We start from the raw sequence: 15,790 nt of genomic DNA on the forward strand, positions 1-15,790 counted from the left end.
CGGTCTGTACTGCGCTAACAGTCAGAAGCTGGCTTTGTCCCTCCTCCTCCCTTCAAGTCTAACCATACAAGCTGGCTTGCCGGCGATAGGGCCGGTAAGTCCGGCACATGACTTGGCGAGAATGATTTTCGCTACCCCGATTTTAATTTGCAGCGCCCCGCAACTTGGCTATGGTCGGGGTTTGCCCCCAGGCCCTGAGCCTGACCGCGCCATCGCAAGGACCCCGTATGAGCCTGTCACTTCTCAGCCGCTATGCCTTCTTCGCCGCCTGTGTGCTGTTCACCCTGGCGAGCCTGCCCTTCACCCACCACGAATGGTTATGGCCGTTCACCCTGACCACGGGCATCCTCAGCCTGATCGGCCTGTTCGACCTGCTGCAGCAACGCCATGCGGTCCGTCGCAACTACCCGATCCTGGGTAACATCCGCTACCTGGTAGAGGCCATCCGCCCGGAAATCCGCCAGTACCTGCTGGAATCGGACAGCGATGCCCTGCCGTTCTCCCGTGCCCAACGTTCACTGGTGTATGCGCGGGCAAAGAACGAGGCGTCGGACAAACCGTTCGGCACCCTGATCGATGTGTATGAATCCGGCTTCGAATTCATCGGCCATTCCATGCGCCCTGCGCCGCTGGCCGACCCGGCCAGCTTCCGCATCATCGTCGGCGGGCCGCAGTGCAGCCAGCCGTACTCGGCATCGATCTTCAACATTTCGGCCATGAGCTTCGGGTCGCTCAGCGCCAATGCCATCCGCGCCCTCAACCAGGGCGCCAAGCTGGGCAACTTCCACCATGACACCGGCGAAGGCAGTATCAGCCCGTATCACCGTGAGCACGGCGGCGACCTGGTCTGGGAACTGGGCAGTGGCTACTTCGGCTGCCGCACGCCGGACGGGCGCTTCGACCCCGAACGCTTCGCCACCCAGGCGCGCAGCCCGCAGGTGCGGATGATCGAAATCAAGATGAGCCAAGGTGCCAAACCCGGCCATGGCGGCATCCTGCCGAAACACAAGGTCACTCAGGAAATTGCCGAAACCCGTGGTGTGCTGATGGGCGAAGACTGCATCTCGCCTTCGCGCCACAGCGCATTCTCCACCCCGATCGAGATGATGCAGTTCATTGCCCAGTTGCGTGAGCTGTCCGGCGGCAAACCGGTAGGCTTCAAGTTCTGCCTGGGCCACCCCTGGGAGTTCATGGGCATTGCCAAGGCCATGCTGGAAACCGGCATTCTGCCCGACTTCATCGTCGTCGATGGCAAGGAAGGCGGTACCGGCGCGGCACCGGTGGAGTTCACCGACCATATCGGTGTACCGCTGCGTGAAGGCCTGCTGTTCGTACACAACACCCTGGTCGGCCTGAACCTGCGCGACAAGATCAAGCTGGGCGCCAGCGGCAAGATCGTCAGCGCCTTCGACATCGCCAGCGTGCTGGCCATTGGCGCTGACTGGGCCAACTCGGCGCGCGGCTTCATGTTCGCCATCGGCTGCATTCAGTCGCAGAGCTGCCACACCAACAAGTGCCCGACCGGCGTGGCAACGCAAGACCCGCTACGCCAGCGTGCGCTGGTAGTGCCGGACAAGGCCCAGCGGGTGCTTAACTTCCACCACAACACGTTGCGAGCCTTGGCTGAAATGCTCGCCGCGGCAGGCCTGGAGCACCCGGCACAACTGGAAGCCAAGCATCTGGTGCGGCGCATCTCGGCCACCGAGATCAAGCTGTTCTCGCAGATGCATGTGTTCTTGAAACCGGGAGAGTTACTGACCGGTGAGGTGAATGGCCAGTTCTATTCGCGTATGTGGCAACTGGCGCGGGCGGACAGCTTTGAGCCGCACAGTGAGGTGGCTGCCTGATCGAACCATGGGGCTGCTGCGCAGCCCGATCGCGACACAAGGCCGCTCCTACAGAAATACGCGGTCTCCTGTAGGAGCGGCCTGTGTCGCGATGGGCCGCAAAGCGGCCCCGGCAATTTCAGATCAGGAAGCGGTACTGGCTACGCCCTGCGCCTCTTTCGGCGCCAACCGGAACGCGTAATACAACACCGTCAGCAACACCAGGAACGCCGGGCCAATGTAAAGGGCCACGCGGGTATCCTCGAAGTACGCCATGAGGCCGACCACCAGCACCAGGAACGCCAGGGCAAGGTAGGAACTCAGCGGCCACAGCCACATGCGGTACTTCAGCGCCTTGCGCTCAGCGGTGGTAAGGCCTGCGCGGAACTTGAGCTGCGCCAGCAGAATCATTACCCAGGTCCAGATCGCGCCGAAGGTGGCGATCGAAGTGACCCAGACAAACACCTTTTCCGGCACCAGATAGTTGGCCAGCACGCCCAGCAGCAGTGCGCCAATCGACAACAACAGCGCATTGCGCGGTACACCGTTCTTCGAGGTACGGGCGAAGGCCGCCGGCGCCTGGCCGTTCTGCGCCAGGCTGTAAAGCATGCGCCCGGTGCTGAAAATGCCACCGTTGCACGACGACAATGCCGCGGTAATGACCACGAAGTTGATGATACCCGCCGCGGTCTTGATACCAAGGCGCTCGAAGGTCATGACAAACGGGCTACCCTGGCTGCCGATTTCGTTCCACGGGTAGATCGACAGGATCACGAACAATGCGCCGACGTAGAACAGCAGGATGCGCCAGAACACCGAGCCAATGGCCTGCGGGATGGTCTTTTGCGGGTTGCGTGCCTCGCCGGCCGTCAAACCGATCATTTCCACGCCCAGGTAGGCGAACATCACCATCTGCAGCGACATCAACACACCGGTCATGCCATTAGGCATGAAACCACCGTTGCTCCACAGGTTGGAAATGCCCAAAGCCACGCCGTCATTGCCAAAGCCGAAGGCAATGACGCCGATACCGCCCAGGACCATGGCGATGATGGTGACGATCTTGATCAGCGCAAACCAGAACTCGAACTCACCAAAGGCCTTCACCGCCACCAGGTTGACCGCGCCCATGCTGCCCAGCGCCGCGAGGGCCCAGATCCAGCGTGGTACATCGGGGAACCAGATGCCCATATAGATGGCCACCGCGGTGATTTCGGCAACGCAGGTCACCAACCAGAGGAACCAGTAGTTCCAGCCGGTAAGGAAGCCCGCCAGCGGGCCGAGGTAGTCTTGTGCATAGCGGCTGAACGAGCCGGCGACAGGGTTGTGCACGGCCATTTCACCAAGGGCGCGCATGATGACCAGGATGGCCAGGCCGCCGATGATGTAGGAAAGCATGATGGCAGGGCCGGCCATTTCGATGGCCTTGGCCGAACCCAGGAAGAGACCGACGCCGATACAGGCGCCCAGCGCCATCAGGCGGATGTGCCGTTCGCCCAGTTCACGCTTGAGCGGGCCGCCTTCGGTGGCAGGGCCGTGGGCAGGGTGGTTGCCGACTGGCATAGCAATACAACCTCATTTTGTTATTGGATTTGACCTTCGTGCAGCACCGGCCATGCCGATAGGCGTGGCGTTGGCTTGCCAGGCTGGCCTTGTGGGCCGGCCCGTGTGCCGGGTTAGAGCGCCCGGCAGGGCGAAGGGGGCGAGCAGTATAGGAAGACCGTTGTAGGGGTTTTCACTGTATATGTGCAGAAATTTGGCGAGAAATCCGGAGGCGTGAAGTTGTCCCCCCGCTCTCCCAGGCACCATAGCAACATCGTTGTACGAATAAACCCACACCAAAGCCGCATAGCCCTACGCTACTTTTCTCCGCGTCCTACAAATTTTTCACCTCAGCCGCTCAACGTCTAAGCTTCAGACAAGCAACACGAAAATACCTGGCCGGATAGAAGACTATGGGCGCACTGTGGCAATCGGAACCAAGCAGAACGGAAGCACCCGAGATACCTCCGGCCGAGACGCCACAGCCCAAGTCACCCCGTCAGCGTCGGCTATGGTGGCGACTGATCATTCTCATCCTGCTGGTGGCGCTGGTGGCTATCGGCTTTGCTGCGTATGACGAATTCCGCACGTCCGAACTGCAATCGCGAGAATTCAGCAAACTGGCCGGCACGCTGACTTACTCGCTGCAGCCCGGCCCCAGCGACGCCATCGTGTACCCCGGTGAAGGCCCCTTCGACAAACGCCTGGGCTACAGCGCCCTGGGCGAATTCCTGCCACGCCTGCTCAAACGCGACTACATGATCAGCGAGCAGGTGAAATTCTCACCAGCGTTGATGAACTACGTTGATCACGGGCTGTTCGTGCCCTACATCGAGAAAATCCAGGCCGGCCTGTCGATCACCGACTGCCGTGGCGACATGCTGTACCAGTACAACTACCCGCAGCACCTGTACCCGGACTTTGCAGCGATTCCGCCCGTGATGGTCAACAGCTTGCTGTTCATCGAGAACCGCGACCTGCTCGATACCCAGGACCCTCGCAACAACCCGGCGGTGGACTGGCCACGCTTTGCCAAGGCTGCCTACAGCCAGGTGGCCAAGTACCTTGCCCTGCCTGGCCAGTCTGCCGGGGGCAGTACCTTGGCCACGCAGCTGGAAAAGTACCGCCACTCACCGGACGGCCTGACCGTTTCAGGCGCCGAGAAAATACGGCAGATGATTTCCGCCAGCGTGCGCGCCTACCAGGGGGGGCCAGACACCACTGAAGCGCGCCAGCGCATCGTGCGTGACTACCTCAACAGCGTGCCGCTGTCTGCGGTGCCTGGGCATGGCGAAGTGCATGGCATGGCGGAAGGTTTGCGGGTGTGGTACGGCGCCGACTTCGACCAGGTCAACCAGGCCCTGACCTCCACCGCCAGCGACCCCGAGAGCATGGCTGCACGCGGCCTGGCCCTGCGCCAGGTACTGTCGCTGATGATTGCCCAGCGCCGCCCTTCACACTACCTGTCCAAGGGCCGCGTCGAGTTGGCCGAACTCACCGACTCGCATATCCGCGTGCTCGCCGCCAACAAGGTGATCGAGCAGTCGCTGGCCGATGCCGCGCTTGCCAGCAAAGCGGTGTACCGCGACTGGGTGGCACAACCGACCATCGTACCAATCGTCACCAACAAGGGCATCAGCCTGGCGCGCAACCGCATGGCTGCCATGCTCAACCGCCCACTGTACGACCTCGACCGCCTTGACGTGTCTGCCACGAGCACACTGCAGGCAGATTTGCAGTTGCAGGTGAGCCAGTACCTGAAGAACCTTGCCGACCCCGCGTTCGCTGCGCAAATGGGCCTGATCGGCGAGCGCCTGCTGACCAGCAAGACCACCGACCAGGTGAGCTACAGCTTTACCCTGTTCGAGCGCACTGCCGACGGCTCCCGGGTGCGAGTACAGACCGATAGCACCAACCAGCCCTTCGATATTAATGAAGGCAGCAAGCTGGAGTTGGGTTCCACCGCCAAACTGCGGGTGCTCACCACGTATCTGGAGATCATCGCCGAACTGCACGACAAATACGCCGGCAAACCCGCTGCCGAACTGAAAAAGGTCGAGGTGGCGGAGCTGGACCGCATCACCCAGTGGTCGCTGGAATGGCTGGCGCAAAACAGCAAGAACCAGAGCCTGGATGCCATGCTCGACGCCGCGCTGGAACGCAAATACTCCGCCAACACCGGCGAAGCCTTCTTCACCGGCGGTGGCATGCATGTGTTCAACAACTTCCGCAAAGAAGACAACAACCGCAACCCGACCCTGAAGGATGCCCTGCGCGAATCGATCAACCTGCCGTTCATCCGCCTGATGCGCGACCTGGTGCGTTACGTGACCTATCAGCAGCCGTTCAACCGCGTGCCGCTGCTCAAGGACGACGCCGACCCGCGCCGCCAGGAGTACCTGGCCCGTTTCGCCGACAAGGAAGGCACCAATTACCTGATGCGCTTCTGGAAGAAATACCAGCGCAAGACCTCGCAACAACGGCTGGACACGTTCCTCGACAGCATGCGCGTGACCCCGCAGCGCCTGGCTGCGGTGCATCGCTACCTGTTCCCGGATGCCGGGCAGGAAACCTTCAATGCCTTCGTGCGAGCCCACCTCAAGGGTGACAAGATTGCCTTGGGCAAGCTGACCGATGGGCGCCTGTCGGAGATGTACGACGCTTACGGCCCAGGCAAGTACGACCTGCCCGACCAAGGCTACATCGCCAAGGTTCACCCACTGGACCTGTGGCTGCTCGGCTACCTGCTGAAAAACCCCAGTTCAAGCCTGACCGAGATGGTCAACGCCAGCCGCTTCGAGCGCCAGGAGGTCTACGGCTGGCTGTTCAAGAGCCGCTACCAAGGCGCCCGCGACAGCCGCATCCGAACCATGGTCGAAATCGAAGCCTTCCTCGACATCCACCAACGCTGGAAACGCGTGGGCTATCCATTCGACCACCTGGTGCCCTCGCTCGCCACCGCCATCGGCAGTTCGGGCGACCGCCCTGCCGCCCTCTCGGAGCTGGTCGGTATCATCCAGAACGACGGCATTCGCCTGCCAACCCTGCGCATCGATACCCTGCACTTTGCTGCCGACACACCTTACGAAACCAAGTTGATCACCGACCCGGACCGGGGTGTGCGGATCCTGCCGGTTGAGGTGGCGCGTGCGCTCAAAGGCGCCATGTCGCAAGTGGTGGATGCAGGCACTGCGCGGCGTATTTCCGGCAGCTTCAAGCTGCAAGATGGCACCCCACTGGTGATGGGCGGCAAGACCGGTACCGGTGACAACCGCATCGAAAGCTTCGGCGCCGGCGGTCGGCTGATCGGTTCGCGCTCGCTCAACCGTACCGCCACTTTCGTGTTCTTCCTGGGCGACAACCACTTCGGCACCCTCACCGCCTTTGTGCCGGGGCGCTCGGCAGAGGCATTCAAATTCACCTCGGCACTGCCGGTACAGGTGCTCAAAGGCATGGCTCCGATACTCATGCCGTACCTGCAGCCGGGCAATCCGAATGAATGCAAGCCGCCACAGGTAGCGGTGAGCACCACCGCACCAAAAGGGGATGTATCGAAAGAGTAGATGATAATCATCCGCATATAAGGGCTTGTCTTTAGATATATCTTGAGTAATATCTTACGATATATCGCAAACGACGGAGCCCTGCCCCCATGCGCGAACACACCCACCATGACCCCTTTGAGCGGCGCCCCGGCCGTGGCGAACGCGGCCCGCGCGTGTTTGCCCCCGGTGACCTCAAGCTGCTGATGCTGGCCATGCTTGCCGAGCAGCCTGGCCACGGCTATGACCTTATCCGCCAGATCGAAAACCTGTTCGACGGCAGCTACAGCCCAAGCCCCGGGGTGATCTACCCCACGCTGAACTTTCTTGAGGAAGCCGAGTTGATCAGCGGCCAGGTGCAGGGCAGCAAACGCCTTTACGCCATTACCGATGCCGGCCGCACAGCCCTGGCTGAACAGGCCGTCGCGCTGGACGGCGTGCGCATGCGCATTGAAGTCAGCAAACGCGCCCTGCGCGGCCATGACCGCCCGCCAGAGATTCATGAAGCCGTCGGCAACCTGCGCCACGCGCTGCACATGCACAGCGGCCGCTGGACACCGGAAGAAATCGAACGGGTTCGCGACTTGCTCAACCAAACTGCCAAGGCCATCGCCTCAGGGCCGGCTGAACCTGCAAGGGAGACTTCCCATGAGTGACACCATCCACCGCGTCAACCACGAGATCCGCCAGCGCCGCCTGCAGGTACTGCGGGTCACCGACCTCACCCCGCGCATGCGCCGTATCACCCTCGGCGGTGATGAACTGCAAGGTTTCACCAGCGTAGGCAGCGACGACCATATCAAGCTGCTGTTCGCCGAAACGCCGGAGCAACAGCAGGCCATCGAGGCCCGGAACATGGGCCGGGACGGTGGTGCACGGCCCACCATGCGCGAGTACACGCCACGGCGCATCGACCTGGTGGCCAATGAACTGGATATCGACTTTGTACTGCACGGCGATGGCCCCGCCTCCACCTGGGCTGCGCAGGCCGCGCCGGGGCAAACCCTGAACATCGCCGGGCCACGGGCATCGCTGGTGGTGCCGGATATGTTCGACAGCTACCTGCTGATCGGTGACGAAACGGCCATACCGGCGATTGGTCGCCGACTGGAAGAACTGCCGGCAGGCCGCCAGGTGCTGGCAGTGATCCAGATCGAAGACGAACAGGAGCGCCAGCCACTGCCGAGCAAGGCACAAGTCGAAGTGATCTGGGTGCGCCGCCAGCAGGAAGATTTGTTGGCGCTGGTGAAAAACCTGACGTTGCCGCAAGGCCGGCTGTATGGTTGGGTGGCGCTGGAAAAGGCACTCACGCGCCAGGCCAAGGCGTTGTTGCTTGAGAAAGGCGTGCCGGAAGATGCGCTGAAGGCTGCGGCCTATTGGCGGGCCGACGGGACTGCGGACGACGAGTGATTGTTTTCTGCCTGTGCTGGCCTCTTCGCGGGCACGCCCGCTCCCACAGGTACTCCACTGCCCTCGGGATATGTGCAGTACCTGTGGGAGCGGGCGTGCCCGCGAAGAGGCCAGCACAGGCTAAGCAAATTTCCGCACCCCGCGCCACCGGTCCAGCCCCAGCAACACCAGCCCTATCCCCCAGAACCCCGCCAGCACCCCAAGGGCATTGAGCATCACCTGCCCATACCCCAGGCTCGCCACATCGATGAACGGGTAGGCATACACACCAATCTCGCTGCCCCGCCACAGCGCATAGCCGAAGTACAGCGCCGGGTAAATCGCCCAGACCGCCAGGTGCCATAACCGCAACGTGCCCTTGGGCACCGCGCACCACCAGTACAAGGCGTACAGCACCGGCATCACATCGTGTAGCAGTTCATCCGCCAGCCACTGCAAGCCTTGCGGCTGCCACAAATGGCGCAACAACAAGCTGTACGCCAACGCAACCAGCAGGATGCTGGCAGCAATTGCTGAACTCACCGAGGGCGACAGGAAGAACCGCTTACCACGCCCCTCCCGCCCAAACGCCGCGTAGCTGAGCACCGTCGCCACCAGGGTATTGCTCAGTACGGTGAAATAGCCGAACACATTGATCAGGCCGCCAATCAGGCTGGCCTGCTCCTGCCAGCGAGCCACAAGCACCAGGTAGATTTGAACGGTCAAACCGAACCAGCCCAGCACGGCCACGCCAGTCAGCCAGGGACGTTGCGGCATTTCAGGCCTGACGCTGCAGCTTCACATACAGCTGCTCGACCTTTTCCCGCGCCCACGGTGTTTTACGCAAGAAGGTCAGGCTCGACTTGATGGTCGGGTTGCTCTTGAAGCAGCGCACATCCACGCGCTCGGCCAGGCCTTGCCATTGGTAGTGCGCTACCAGCTCGGTGAGGATCTGTTCAAGGGTCTTGCCGTGCAGCGCGTTGTGTTGGGCCGTGCTCATGCTGTGCTCCGTAGGAAAGATGCGCACCTTACACGAGTGTAGTGGCGGGTGGGATCAGTGGTGTCGACAGAAAAACCACTGGCCATGGGCAAAACCTCTGTGCTGAAATAGATATGTTATGTTGTAACATTACAAAAGCATCTGCCAAGGAACGCCCCATCCCCATGTTGTACGCACCGCTTCGCCTCTCCCCCCTTGCCGTCGCGCTCTGGCTGGCCGCCTCACCCAGCCAGGCCGTGGAACTCCAACCCCAGGTCATCACCGCCAACCCGCTGGGCAACCAACAGCTGGCGGCTCCCAGTACCGTGCTTGAAGGCGACAGCCTGTTGCAGCAACAGCACGGCAGCCTCGGTGAAACCCTGAACAAGCAGCCCGGTGTCAGCTCCACCTGGTTCGGCCCTGGCGCCAGCCGCCCGGTAATCCGCGGCCTGGACGGCGACCGTATTCGCATTCTGCGCAATGGCGTCGGCGCCCTGGATGCCTCGTCGCTGTCCTACGACCACGCCGTGCCGCTGGACCCGGTAACGGTCGAGCGCGTCGAGATCGTTCGCGGCCCGGCCGCCCTGCTGTATGGCGGCAACGCCATCGGTGGCGTGGTCAATACCTTCGACAACCGCATCCCGGATGCGCCCATCGAAGGCATCCACGGTGCCGGCGAACTGCGCTACGGCGGCGCCGACACCACCCGCAGCAGTGCGGGCAAGCTCGAGGCCGGTAACGGCACCTTCGCACTGCACCTGGATGCCAACAGCCGCCAGTTCAACGACCTGCGCATACCCGGTTACGCGCGCAGCTCCAAGGTGCGTGACGCCGATGAGCCCGGCAGCAAACACCGCCTGGAAAACAGCGACGGTCGCCAGGACGGCGGTGCAATCGGTGGCGCCTACCATTGGGATCACGGCTACGCCGGCCTGTCGTACAGCGGCTACGACAGCAACTACGGCTCGGTGGCCGAATCCGGTGTACGCCTGGACATGAAACAGGACCATTACGCCTTCGCCTCCGAGGTGCGTGACCTCGACGGCCCGTTCAGCTCGGTCAAGGTCGATGCCGGCTATACCGATTACGAACACCGTGAGATCGAACAAGGCGAGGTGCACACCACCTTCAAGAACAAGGGCTACGAAGCCCGCATCGAAGCCCGCCATCAACCGCTCGGGCCGGTGGAAGGGGTGATCGGTGCGCAGGTCAGCCGCAACGAATTCTCCGCCCTGGGCGAGGAAGCCTTCGTCCCGCACACCAATACCGACAGCCTGGCCCTGTTCATGCTGGAGCAGTGGCAGGCCACCGAGCGCCTGAACCTGAGCCTGGGTGCACGCCTGGAGCACACGCGGGTCGACCCGGATGCCAAAGGCAACGAAAATTTCGTCGACGCCGACAGCGCCAGCAGCTTCAACGCCTTCAGCCTGTCTTCCGGGGCGGTGTACCAACTCGACCCGGTCTGGTCGCTGGCTGCCAACCTCGGCTACACCGAACGCGCCCCGACCTTCTACGAGCTGTACGCCAATGGCGCCCATGTGGCTACCGGTGCATTTGAAGTCGGTGATGCCAGCCTGAACAAGGAAAAAGCCATTTCCGCCGACCTGGCGCTGCGCTTCGACAATGGCACCCACAAAGGCAGTGTCGGGGTGTTCTACAGCCACTTCCGCAACTACATCGGGCTGATTGGCACCGGTAACATCCGCGAAGGCGGGCATGACCACGACCATGACGAAGAAGACCACGACCACGATCATGACCACGACGGGTTCCCGGAGTACCAGTACCAGGGCGTACGGGCGCGCTTCTACGGCATCGAAGCCCAGGACCGCTGGCAACTGGTCGAGAACCGTTACGGCAGCTTCGCGCTGGAACTGTCCGGTGACTACACCCGCGCCAAGAACCTCGACAGTGGCGAGCCGCTGCCACGCATTGCCCCACTGCGCCTTAACAGCGGCCTGGTGTGGGAGCTGGACCGCTGGCAGGCGCGGGTGGATGTGCAGCATGCGGCATCGCAGCACCGCAAGCCAGCCAACGAAACCAGCACCGATGGCTATACCACGCTGGGTGCAAGCGTTGGCTACCGCTTCGACATTGGCCAGAGCCAGTGGCTGGCGTTTGTGCGCGGCGAGAACCTGACCGACCAGACCGTACGCTACGCCAGCTCGATCCTGCGCGATATCGCACCGGCGCCGGGGCGTAGTGTGGAAGTGGGCTTGCGTACCACTTTCTAATTGCGAACCTGCATCTGTGGGAGCGGGCATGCCCGCGAAGAATCCAATGCGGTAGATGGCACCGGCTCCGCCGGTGTTCGCGGGCATGCCCGCTCCCACAGAGTCCTGGCAAGCTTTCAGGTTTTGATCGCCGGCATTGACTGTTGCCAGATCAGCAACAATCAACTGCGACAATTTGTCTTTTTTTCTTACAACTTCCGCTATATCCTCCCCGCCTCAAGCTGAAACGCTTCATCGAAACCATTTAGTCGCCATATCCATTGAAGGGCCCGCCCTTCGATGCGCTTGCCGTTTTTTCAATAATCAAAAGATAGCGCTATCTCATGCTCCAACTGCCCAAAACCTGTTACATCGGCCTTGCCCTCAGTGCCTTGGCCACCCCCGTCGGCGCCAGCGAAATGTTCGCCAGCGACTCCCCATGGATGCTTGGCGACTGGGGCGGCACCCGCAGCGAATTGCTGGAAAAAGGCTACGACTTCACCCTCGGCTACACCGGCGAGATGGGCAGCAACCTGCACGGCGGCTACGACCACGACCGCACTGCGCGCTACAGCGACCAGTTCACCTTTGGCAGCCACCTGGATCTGGACAAGATCCTCGGCTGGCACGACACCGAAATCCAGCTGACCATCACCGAACGTCACGGCGACAACATCAGCAACGACCGCATCAACGACCCACGCGTCGGCGGCTTCACCTCGGCCCAGGAAGTATGGGGCCGTGGCGAAACCTGGCGGCTGACGCAAATGTGGATCAAGCAGAAGTATTTCGATGGCGCGCTGGACGTGAAATTCGGCCGGTTCGGCGAAGGCGAAGACTTCAACAGCTTCCCTTGCGACTTCCAGAACCTGGCCTTCTGCGGCTCGCAGGTGGGCAACTGGGTCGGCGGCATCTGGTACAACTGGCCCGTCAGCCAGTGGGCCCTGCGCGTGCGCTACAACCTCACCCCCGAACTGTACGCACAGGTCGGCGTGTTCGAGCAGAACCCTTCCAACCTCGAATCCGGCAACGGCTTCAAGCTCAGCGGCAGCGGCACCCAGGGCGCGGTAATGCCAGTCGAACTGGTATGGACCCCACGTATCCAAGGCCTGAAAGGGGAATATCGCGCCGGCTACTACTACAGTAATGCCAAGGCACAAGATGTTCTCAAGGACAGCAACGGTCAGCCGGCAGCCCTCAGCGGCGCCGCCTACCGCAGCAGCTCGAGCAAGCACGGCATGTGGCTCGGCGCCCAGCAGCAGGTGACCTCGCTGGCGTCAGACCAGTCGCGCGGCCTGAGCCTGTTCGCCAACGCCACGGTGCACGACAAGAAGACCAATGCCATCGACAACTATGTGCAGGCAGGACTGGTATACAAAGGGCCTTTCGACGCCCGCGCCAAGGACGACATCGGTTTCGCCCTGGCCCGCGTGCACGTCAACCCTGCCTACCGCAAGAACGCCCGCCTGGCCAACCAGGCCGCCGGCCTCGACGACTACGACAACCCCGGTTACCTGCCCGTGCAGGACACCGAGTACAGCGCCGAGCTGTACTACGGCATCCATCTGGCCGACTGGCTCACGGTACGCCCCAACCTGCAGTACATCCGCCACCCGGGCGGGGTGTCGCAGGTCGATGGCGCCCTGGTCGGTGGCCTGAAGATCCAGAGCAGTTTCTAACCCCTTTTTGACCTGACGGAGAACCTACGATGAGCACTGAAAGTGCCAACAATGGAAGCCGCTGGCTACCGCGCCTGGTCGGCGCGTTGCTGTTGCTGATGGGCCTGGCCCTGCTGGCCGGCGGCATCAAGTTGAGCCAGCTGGGCGGATCGCTGTACTACCTGATCGCCGGTATCGGCTTTGCCGTTTCGGGCATCCTGCTGCTGGCCCAGCGTCGCATTGCCCTGGGCCTGTACGGCCTGGTGCTGCTGGGCAGCACGGTATGGGCCTTGCTTGAGGTGGGCCTGGACTGGTGGCAACTGGTGCCACGCCTGGCCATCTGGTTTGCCATCGGCGTAGTGCTGTTGCTGCCATGGGCACGTCGCCCGCTGATCGGCCCTGCTGTCAAAGCCAATACCGCTTTGCTCAGCGTTGCAGTGGTCGCTTCGGGTGCTTGCGCAATCGCCAGCCAGTTCACCCACCCCGGTGAAGTGTTCGGCGAACTGGGCCGCGAAAGCAGCGAAATGGCCAGCGCCGCCCCGGCCATGCCAGATGGCGAATGGCAGGCCTATGGCCGCACCGAGCATGGCGACCGCTATTCGCCACTGCGCCAGATCACCCCGCAGAACGCTTACCGCCTGGAAGAAGCCTGGCGTATTCGTACCGGTGACCTGCCAACCGAAAACGACCCGGTGGAGCTGACCAACCAGAACACCCCGCTGAAGGTCAACGGCATGCTCTATGCCTGCACCGCGCACAGCCGCCTACTGGCCCTGGACCCGGACACGGGTGCGGAAATCTGGCGCTACGACCCTCAGGTCAAAAGCCCGGTCGGCACCTTCAAAGGCTTTGCCCACATGACCTGCCGTGGCGTTTCGTATTATGACGAAAACCGCTACGTCAGCCGCGACGGCAGCCCGGTACCGAAAATCACCGACGCAGGCCAGGCCGTGGCTCAGGCCTGCCCGCGTCGCCTCTACCTGCCAACCGCCGATGCCCGCCTGATTGCCATCAACGCCGACAACGGCAAAGTCTGCGAAGGCTTCGCCAACCAGGGCGTGATCGACCTGACCACCGGCATCGGCCCGTTCACTGCCGGCGGCTACTACTCCACCTCGCCGGCTGCGGTCACCCGCGACCTGGTGATCATCGGTGGCCACGTCACCGATAACGAGTCGACCAACGAGCCGTCCGGCGTGATCCGCGCCTACGACGTGCACGACGGCCACCTGGTGTGGAACTGGGACAGCAACAACCCGGACGACACCAAGCCATTGGCCCCCGGCAAGCAGTACAGCCGTAATTCGGCCAACATGTGGTCGATCGCCAGCGTTGATGAAGACCTTGGCATGATCTACCTGCCACTGGGCAACCAGACCCCGGACCAGTGGGGCGCCGACCGCACCCCAGGCGCGGAGAAGTACAGCGCTGGCGTAGTGGCCCTGGACCTGGCCACTGGCAAGGCCCGCTGGAACTACCAGTTCACCCATCACGACCTGTGGGACATGGACGTCGGCAGCCAGCCCACCCTGGTCCACCTGAAGACTGACGATGGCGTGAAACCGGCAATCATCGTACCGACCAAGCAAGGCAGCCTGTATGTGCTCGACCGCCGCGACGGTACGCCGATCGTGCCGATCCGCGAAATCCCCACCCCGCAAGGCGCAGTGAAGGGCGATCACACCTCGCCGACCCAGGCCCGCTCCGACCTCAACCTGCTCGGCCCTGAACTGACCGAACAGGCCATGTGGGGCGCCACGCCGTTCGACCAGATGCTGTGCCGTATCCAGTTCCGCGAACTGCGCTACGAAGGCCAGTACACCCCGCCGTCCGAGCAGGGCTCGCTGATCTACCCAGGCAACGTCGGCGTGTTCAACTGGGGCAGCGTGTCGGTAGACCCGGTACGCCAGTTGCTGTTCACCTCGCCCAACTACATGGCCTTCGTGTCGAAGATGGTGCCGCGTGAGCAGGTTGCCGAAGGCAGCAAGCGCGAAAGCGAGACCAGCGGCGTGCAGCCGAACACCGGCGCCCCCTATGCAGTGACCATGCACCCGTTCATGTCGCCACTGGGCGTACCGTGCCAGGCTCCGGCCTGGGGTTACGTTGCTGCCATCGACCTGTTCACCAACAAGGTGGTGTGGAAGCACAAGAACGGTACCACCCGCGACAGCACCCCGGTGCCAATCGGCCTGCCAGTTGGCGTGCCGAGCATGGGCGGCTCGATTGTCACCGCCGGTGGCGTGGGCTTCCTCAGCGGCACCCTGGACCAGTACCTGCGCGCCTATGACGTGAACAACGGCAAGGAGCTGTGGAGTGCCCGCCTGCCAGCAGGTGGCCAGGCCACGCCAATGACCTACACCGGCAAGGATGGCAAGCAATATGTGCTGGTGACTGCCGGCGGCCATGGCTCGCTGGGTACAAAGATGGGCGATTACATCATCGCTTACAAATTGGCTGAATAAAGCTGCCGAGCCCCTCCTCAGGGGCTCATTCACCTGTACCGGCCCCATCGCCGGCAAGCCAGCTCCCACAGGTAACCCACTGCTTTCAAGGCCTGTGCAGTACCTGTGGGAGCTGGCTTGCCGGCGATGAGGCCAGTACAGGCACCCAAAGATGAAGCCTCTCCCCTGCTGCCTTGGTC

The 15,790-nt window shown here is 62.4% G+C and carries 10 protein-coding genes; 7 read left to right on the forward strand and 3 right to left on the reverse strand.

The window, feature by feature from the left end:
- Positions 1–227: 227 nt before the first annotated feature.
- Positions 228–1,847, forward strand: a complete 1,620-nt coding sequence (locus ACFY9W_RS16450; RefSeq protein ID WP_391132048.1) for a glutamate synthase-related protein — start codon at positions 228–230, stop codon at positions 1,845–1,847.
- A 123-nt stretch (positions 1,848–1,970) separates the two neighbouring features.
- Here ACFY9W_RS16450 and ACFY9W_RS16455 read toward each other — a convergent pair whose 3' ends face one another.
- Positions 1,971–3,389 carry an amino acid permease gene (locus ACFY9W_RS16455; protein ID WP_391132050.1) on the reverse strand — a complete coding sequence of 473 codons (1,419 nt, stop codon included), beginning with the start codon at positions 3,387–3,389 and terminating at the stop codon, positions 1,971–1,973.
- Between the two features lie 392 nt (positions 3,390–3,781).
- Here ACFY9W_RS16455 and ACFY9W_RS16460 point away from each other — a divergent pair, with 392 nt between their 5' ends.
- The 3 genes from ACFY9W_RS16460 (at position 3,782) to ACFY9W_RS16470 (ending at position 8,320) form a co-directional block, all read left to right on the forward strand.
- On the forward strand, positions 3,782–6,931 hold the full coding sequence (locus ACFY9W_RS16460; protein WP_391132052.1) for a transglycosylase domain-containing protein: 3,150 nt from the start codon (positions 3,782–3,784) through the stop codon (positions 6,929–6,931).
- 89 nt (positions 6,932–7,020) lie between these two features.
- Positions 7,021–7,566 (forward strand): helix-turn-helix transcriptional regulator, encoded by a 546-nt coding sequence (locus ACFY9W_RS16465; RefSeq protein WP_391132054.1) that lies wholly within the window; start codon positions 7,021–7,023, stop codon positions 7,564–7,566.
- Positions 7,559–8,320, forward strand: coding sequence for a siderophore-interacting protein (locus ACFY9W_RS16470; protein ID WP_391132056.1), 762 nt, complete (start codon positions 7,559–7,561; stop codon positions 8,318–8,320). The genes ACFY9W_RS16465 and ACFY9W_RS16470 overlap by 8 nt, the downstream gene beginning before the upstream one ends.
- Before the next feature lie 120 nt (positions 8,321–8,440).
- Here ACFY9W_RS16470 and ACFY9W_RS16475 read toward each other — a convergent pair whose 3' ends face one another.
- The gene (locus ACFY9W_RS16475) at positions 8,441–9,076 is read right to left on the reverse strand and encodes a Pr6Pr family membrane protein (RefSeq protein ID WP_391132058.1); all 636 of its coding nucleotides are present in this window, start codon (positions 9,074–9,076) and stop codon (positions 8,441–8,443) included.
- A gap of 1 nt (position 9,077) precedes the next feature.
- Positions 9,078–9,299, reverse strand: coding sequence for a VF530 family DNA-binding protein (locus tag ACFY9W_RS16480; RefSeq protein ID WP_008093990.1), 222 nt, complete (start codon positions 9,297–9,299; stop codon positions 9,078–9,080).
- A gap of 164 nt (positions 9,300–9,463) precedes the next feature.
- On the opposite strand from ACFY9W_RS16480, the gene ACFY9W_RS16485 reads away from it, so the two are divergent.
- From ACFY9W_RS16485 to ACFY9W_RS16495, 3 genes are all read left to right on the forward strand, one after another.
- Positions 9,464–11,512, forward strand: coding sequence for a TonB-dependent receptor domain-containing protein (locus ACFY9W_RS16485; protein ID WP_391132060.1), 2,049 nt, complete (start codon positions 9,464–9,466; stop codon positions 11,510–11,512).
- 323 nt (positions 11,513–11,835) lie between these two features.
- Complete coding sequence (locus ACFY9W_RS16490; protein ID WP_391132062.1) at positions 11,836–13,170, forward strand: carbohydrate porin; 1,335 nt, start codon at positions 11,836–11,838, stop codon at positions 13,168–13,170.
- A 29-nt stretch (positions 13,171–13,199) separates the two neighbouring features.
- On the forward strand, positions 13,200–15,611 hold the full coding sequence (locus tag ACFY9W_RS16495; RefSeq protein ID WP_391132064.1) for a membrane-bound PQQ-dependent dehydrogenase, glucose/quinate/shikimate family: 2,412 nt from the start codon (positions 13,200–13,202) through the stop codon (positions 15,609–15,611).
- Positions 15,612–15,790: the final 179 nt, after the last annotated feature.

Origin of the sequence: Pseudomonas sp. NPDC008258 (genome assembly GCF_042956345.1) — a bacterium.
In the GTDB taxonomy this organism is placed as follows: Bacteria; Pseudomonadota; Gammaproteobacteria; order Pseudomonadales; family Pseudomonadaceae; genus Aquipseudomonas.

Bases quoted from the DNA above. Each gene is read 5' to 3' on its own strand.
- ACFY9W_RS16495 (WP_391132064.1), top strand. From the start codon at position 13,200: ATGAGCACTGAAAGTGCCAACAATGGAAGCCGCTGGCTACCGCGCCTG.
- ACFY9W_RS16485 (WP_391132060.1), top strand. From the start codon at position 9,464: ATGTTGTACGCACCGCTTCGCCTCTCCCCCCTTGCCGTCGCGCTCTGG.
- ACFY9W_RS16470 (WP_391132056.1), top strand. From the start codon at position 7,559: ATGAGTGACACCATCCACCGCGTCAACCACGAGATCCGCCAGCGCCGC.
- ACFY9W_RS16475 (WP_391132058.1), bottom strand. From the start codon at position 9,076: ATGCCGCAACGTCCCTGGCTGACTGGCGTGGCCGTGCTGGGCTGGTTC.
- ACFY9W_RS16480 (WP_008093990.1), bottom strand. From the start codon at position 9,299: ATGAGCACGGCCCAACACAACGCGCTGCACGGCAAGACCCTTGAACAG.
- ACFY9W_RS16490 (WP_391132062.1), top strand. From the start codon at position 11,836: ATGCTCCAACTGCCCAAAACCTGTTACATCGGCCTTGCCCTCAGTGCC.
- ACFY9W_RS16455 (WP_391132050.1), bottom strand. From the start codon at position 3,389: ATGCCAGTCGGCAACCACCCTGCCCACGGCCCTGCCACCGAAGGCGGC.
- ACFY9W_RS16465 (WP_391132054.1), top strand. From the start codon at position 7,021: ATGCGCGAACACACCCACCATGACCCCTTTGAGCGGCGCCCCGGCCGT.
- ACFY9W_RS16450 (WP_391132048.1), top strand. From the start codon at position 228: ATGAGCCTGTCACTTCTCAGCCGCTATGCCTTCTTCGCCGCCTGTGTG.
- ACFY9W_RS16460 (WP_391132052.1), top strand. From the start codon at position 3,782: ATGGGCGCACTGTGGCAATCGGAACCAAGCAGAACGGAAGCACCCGAG.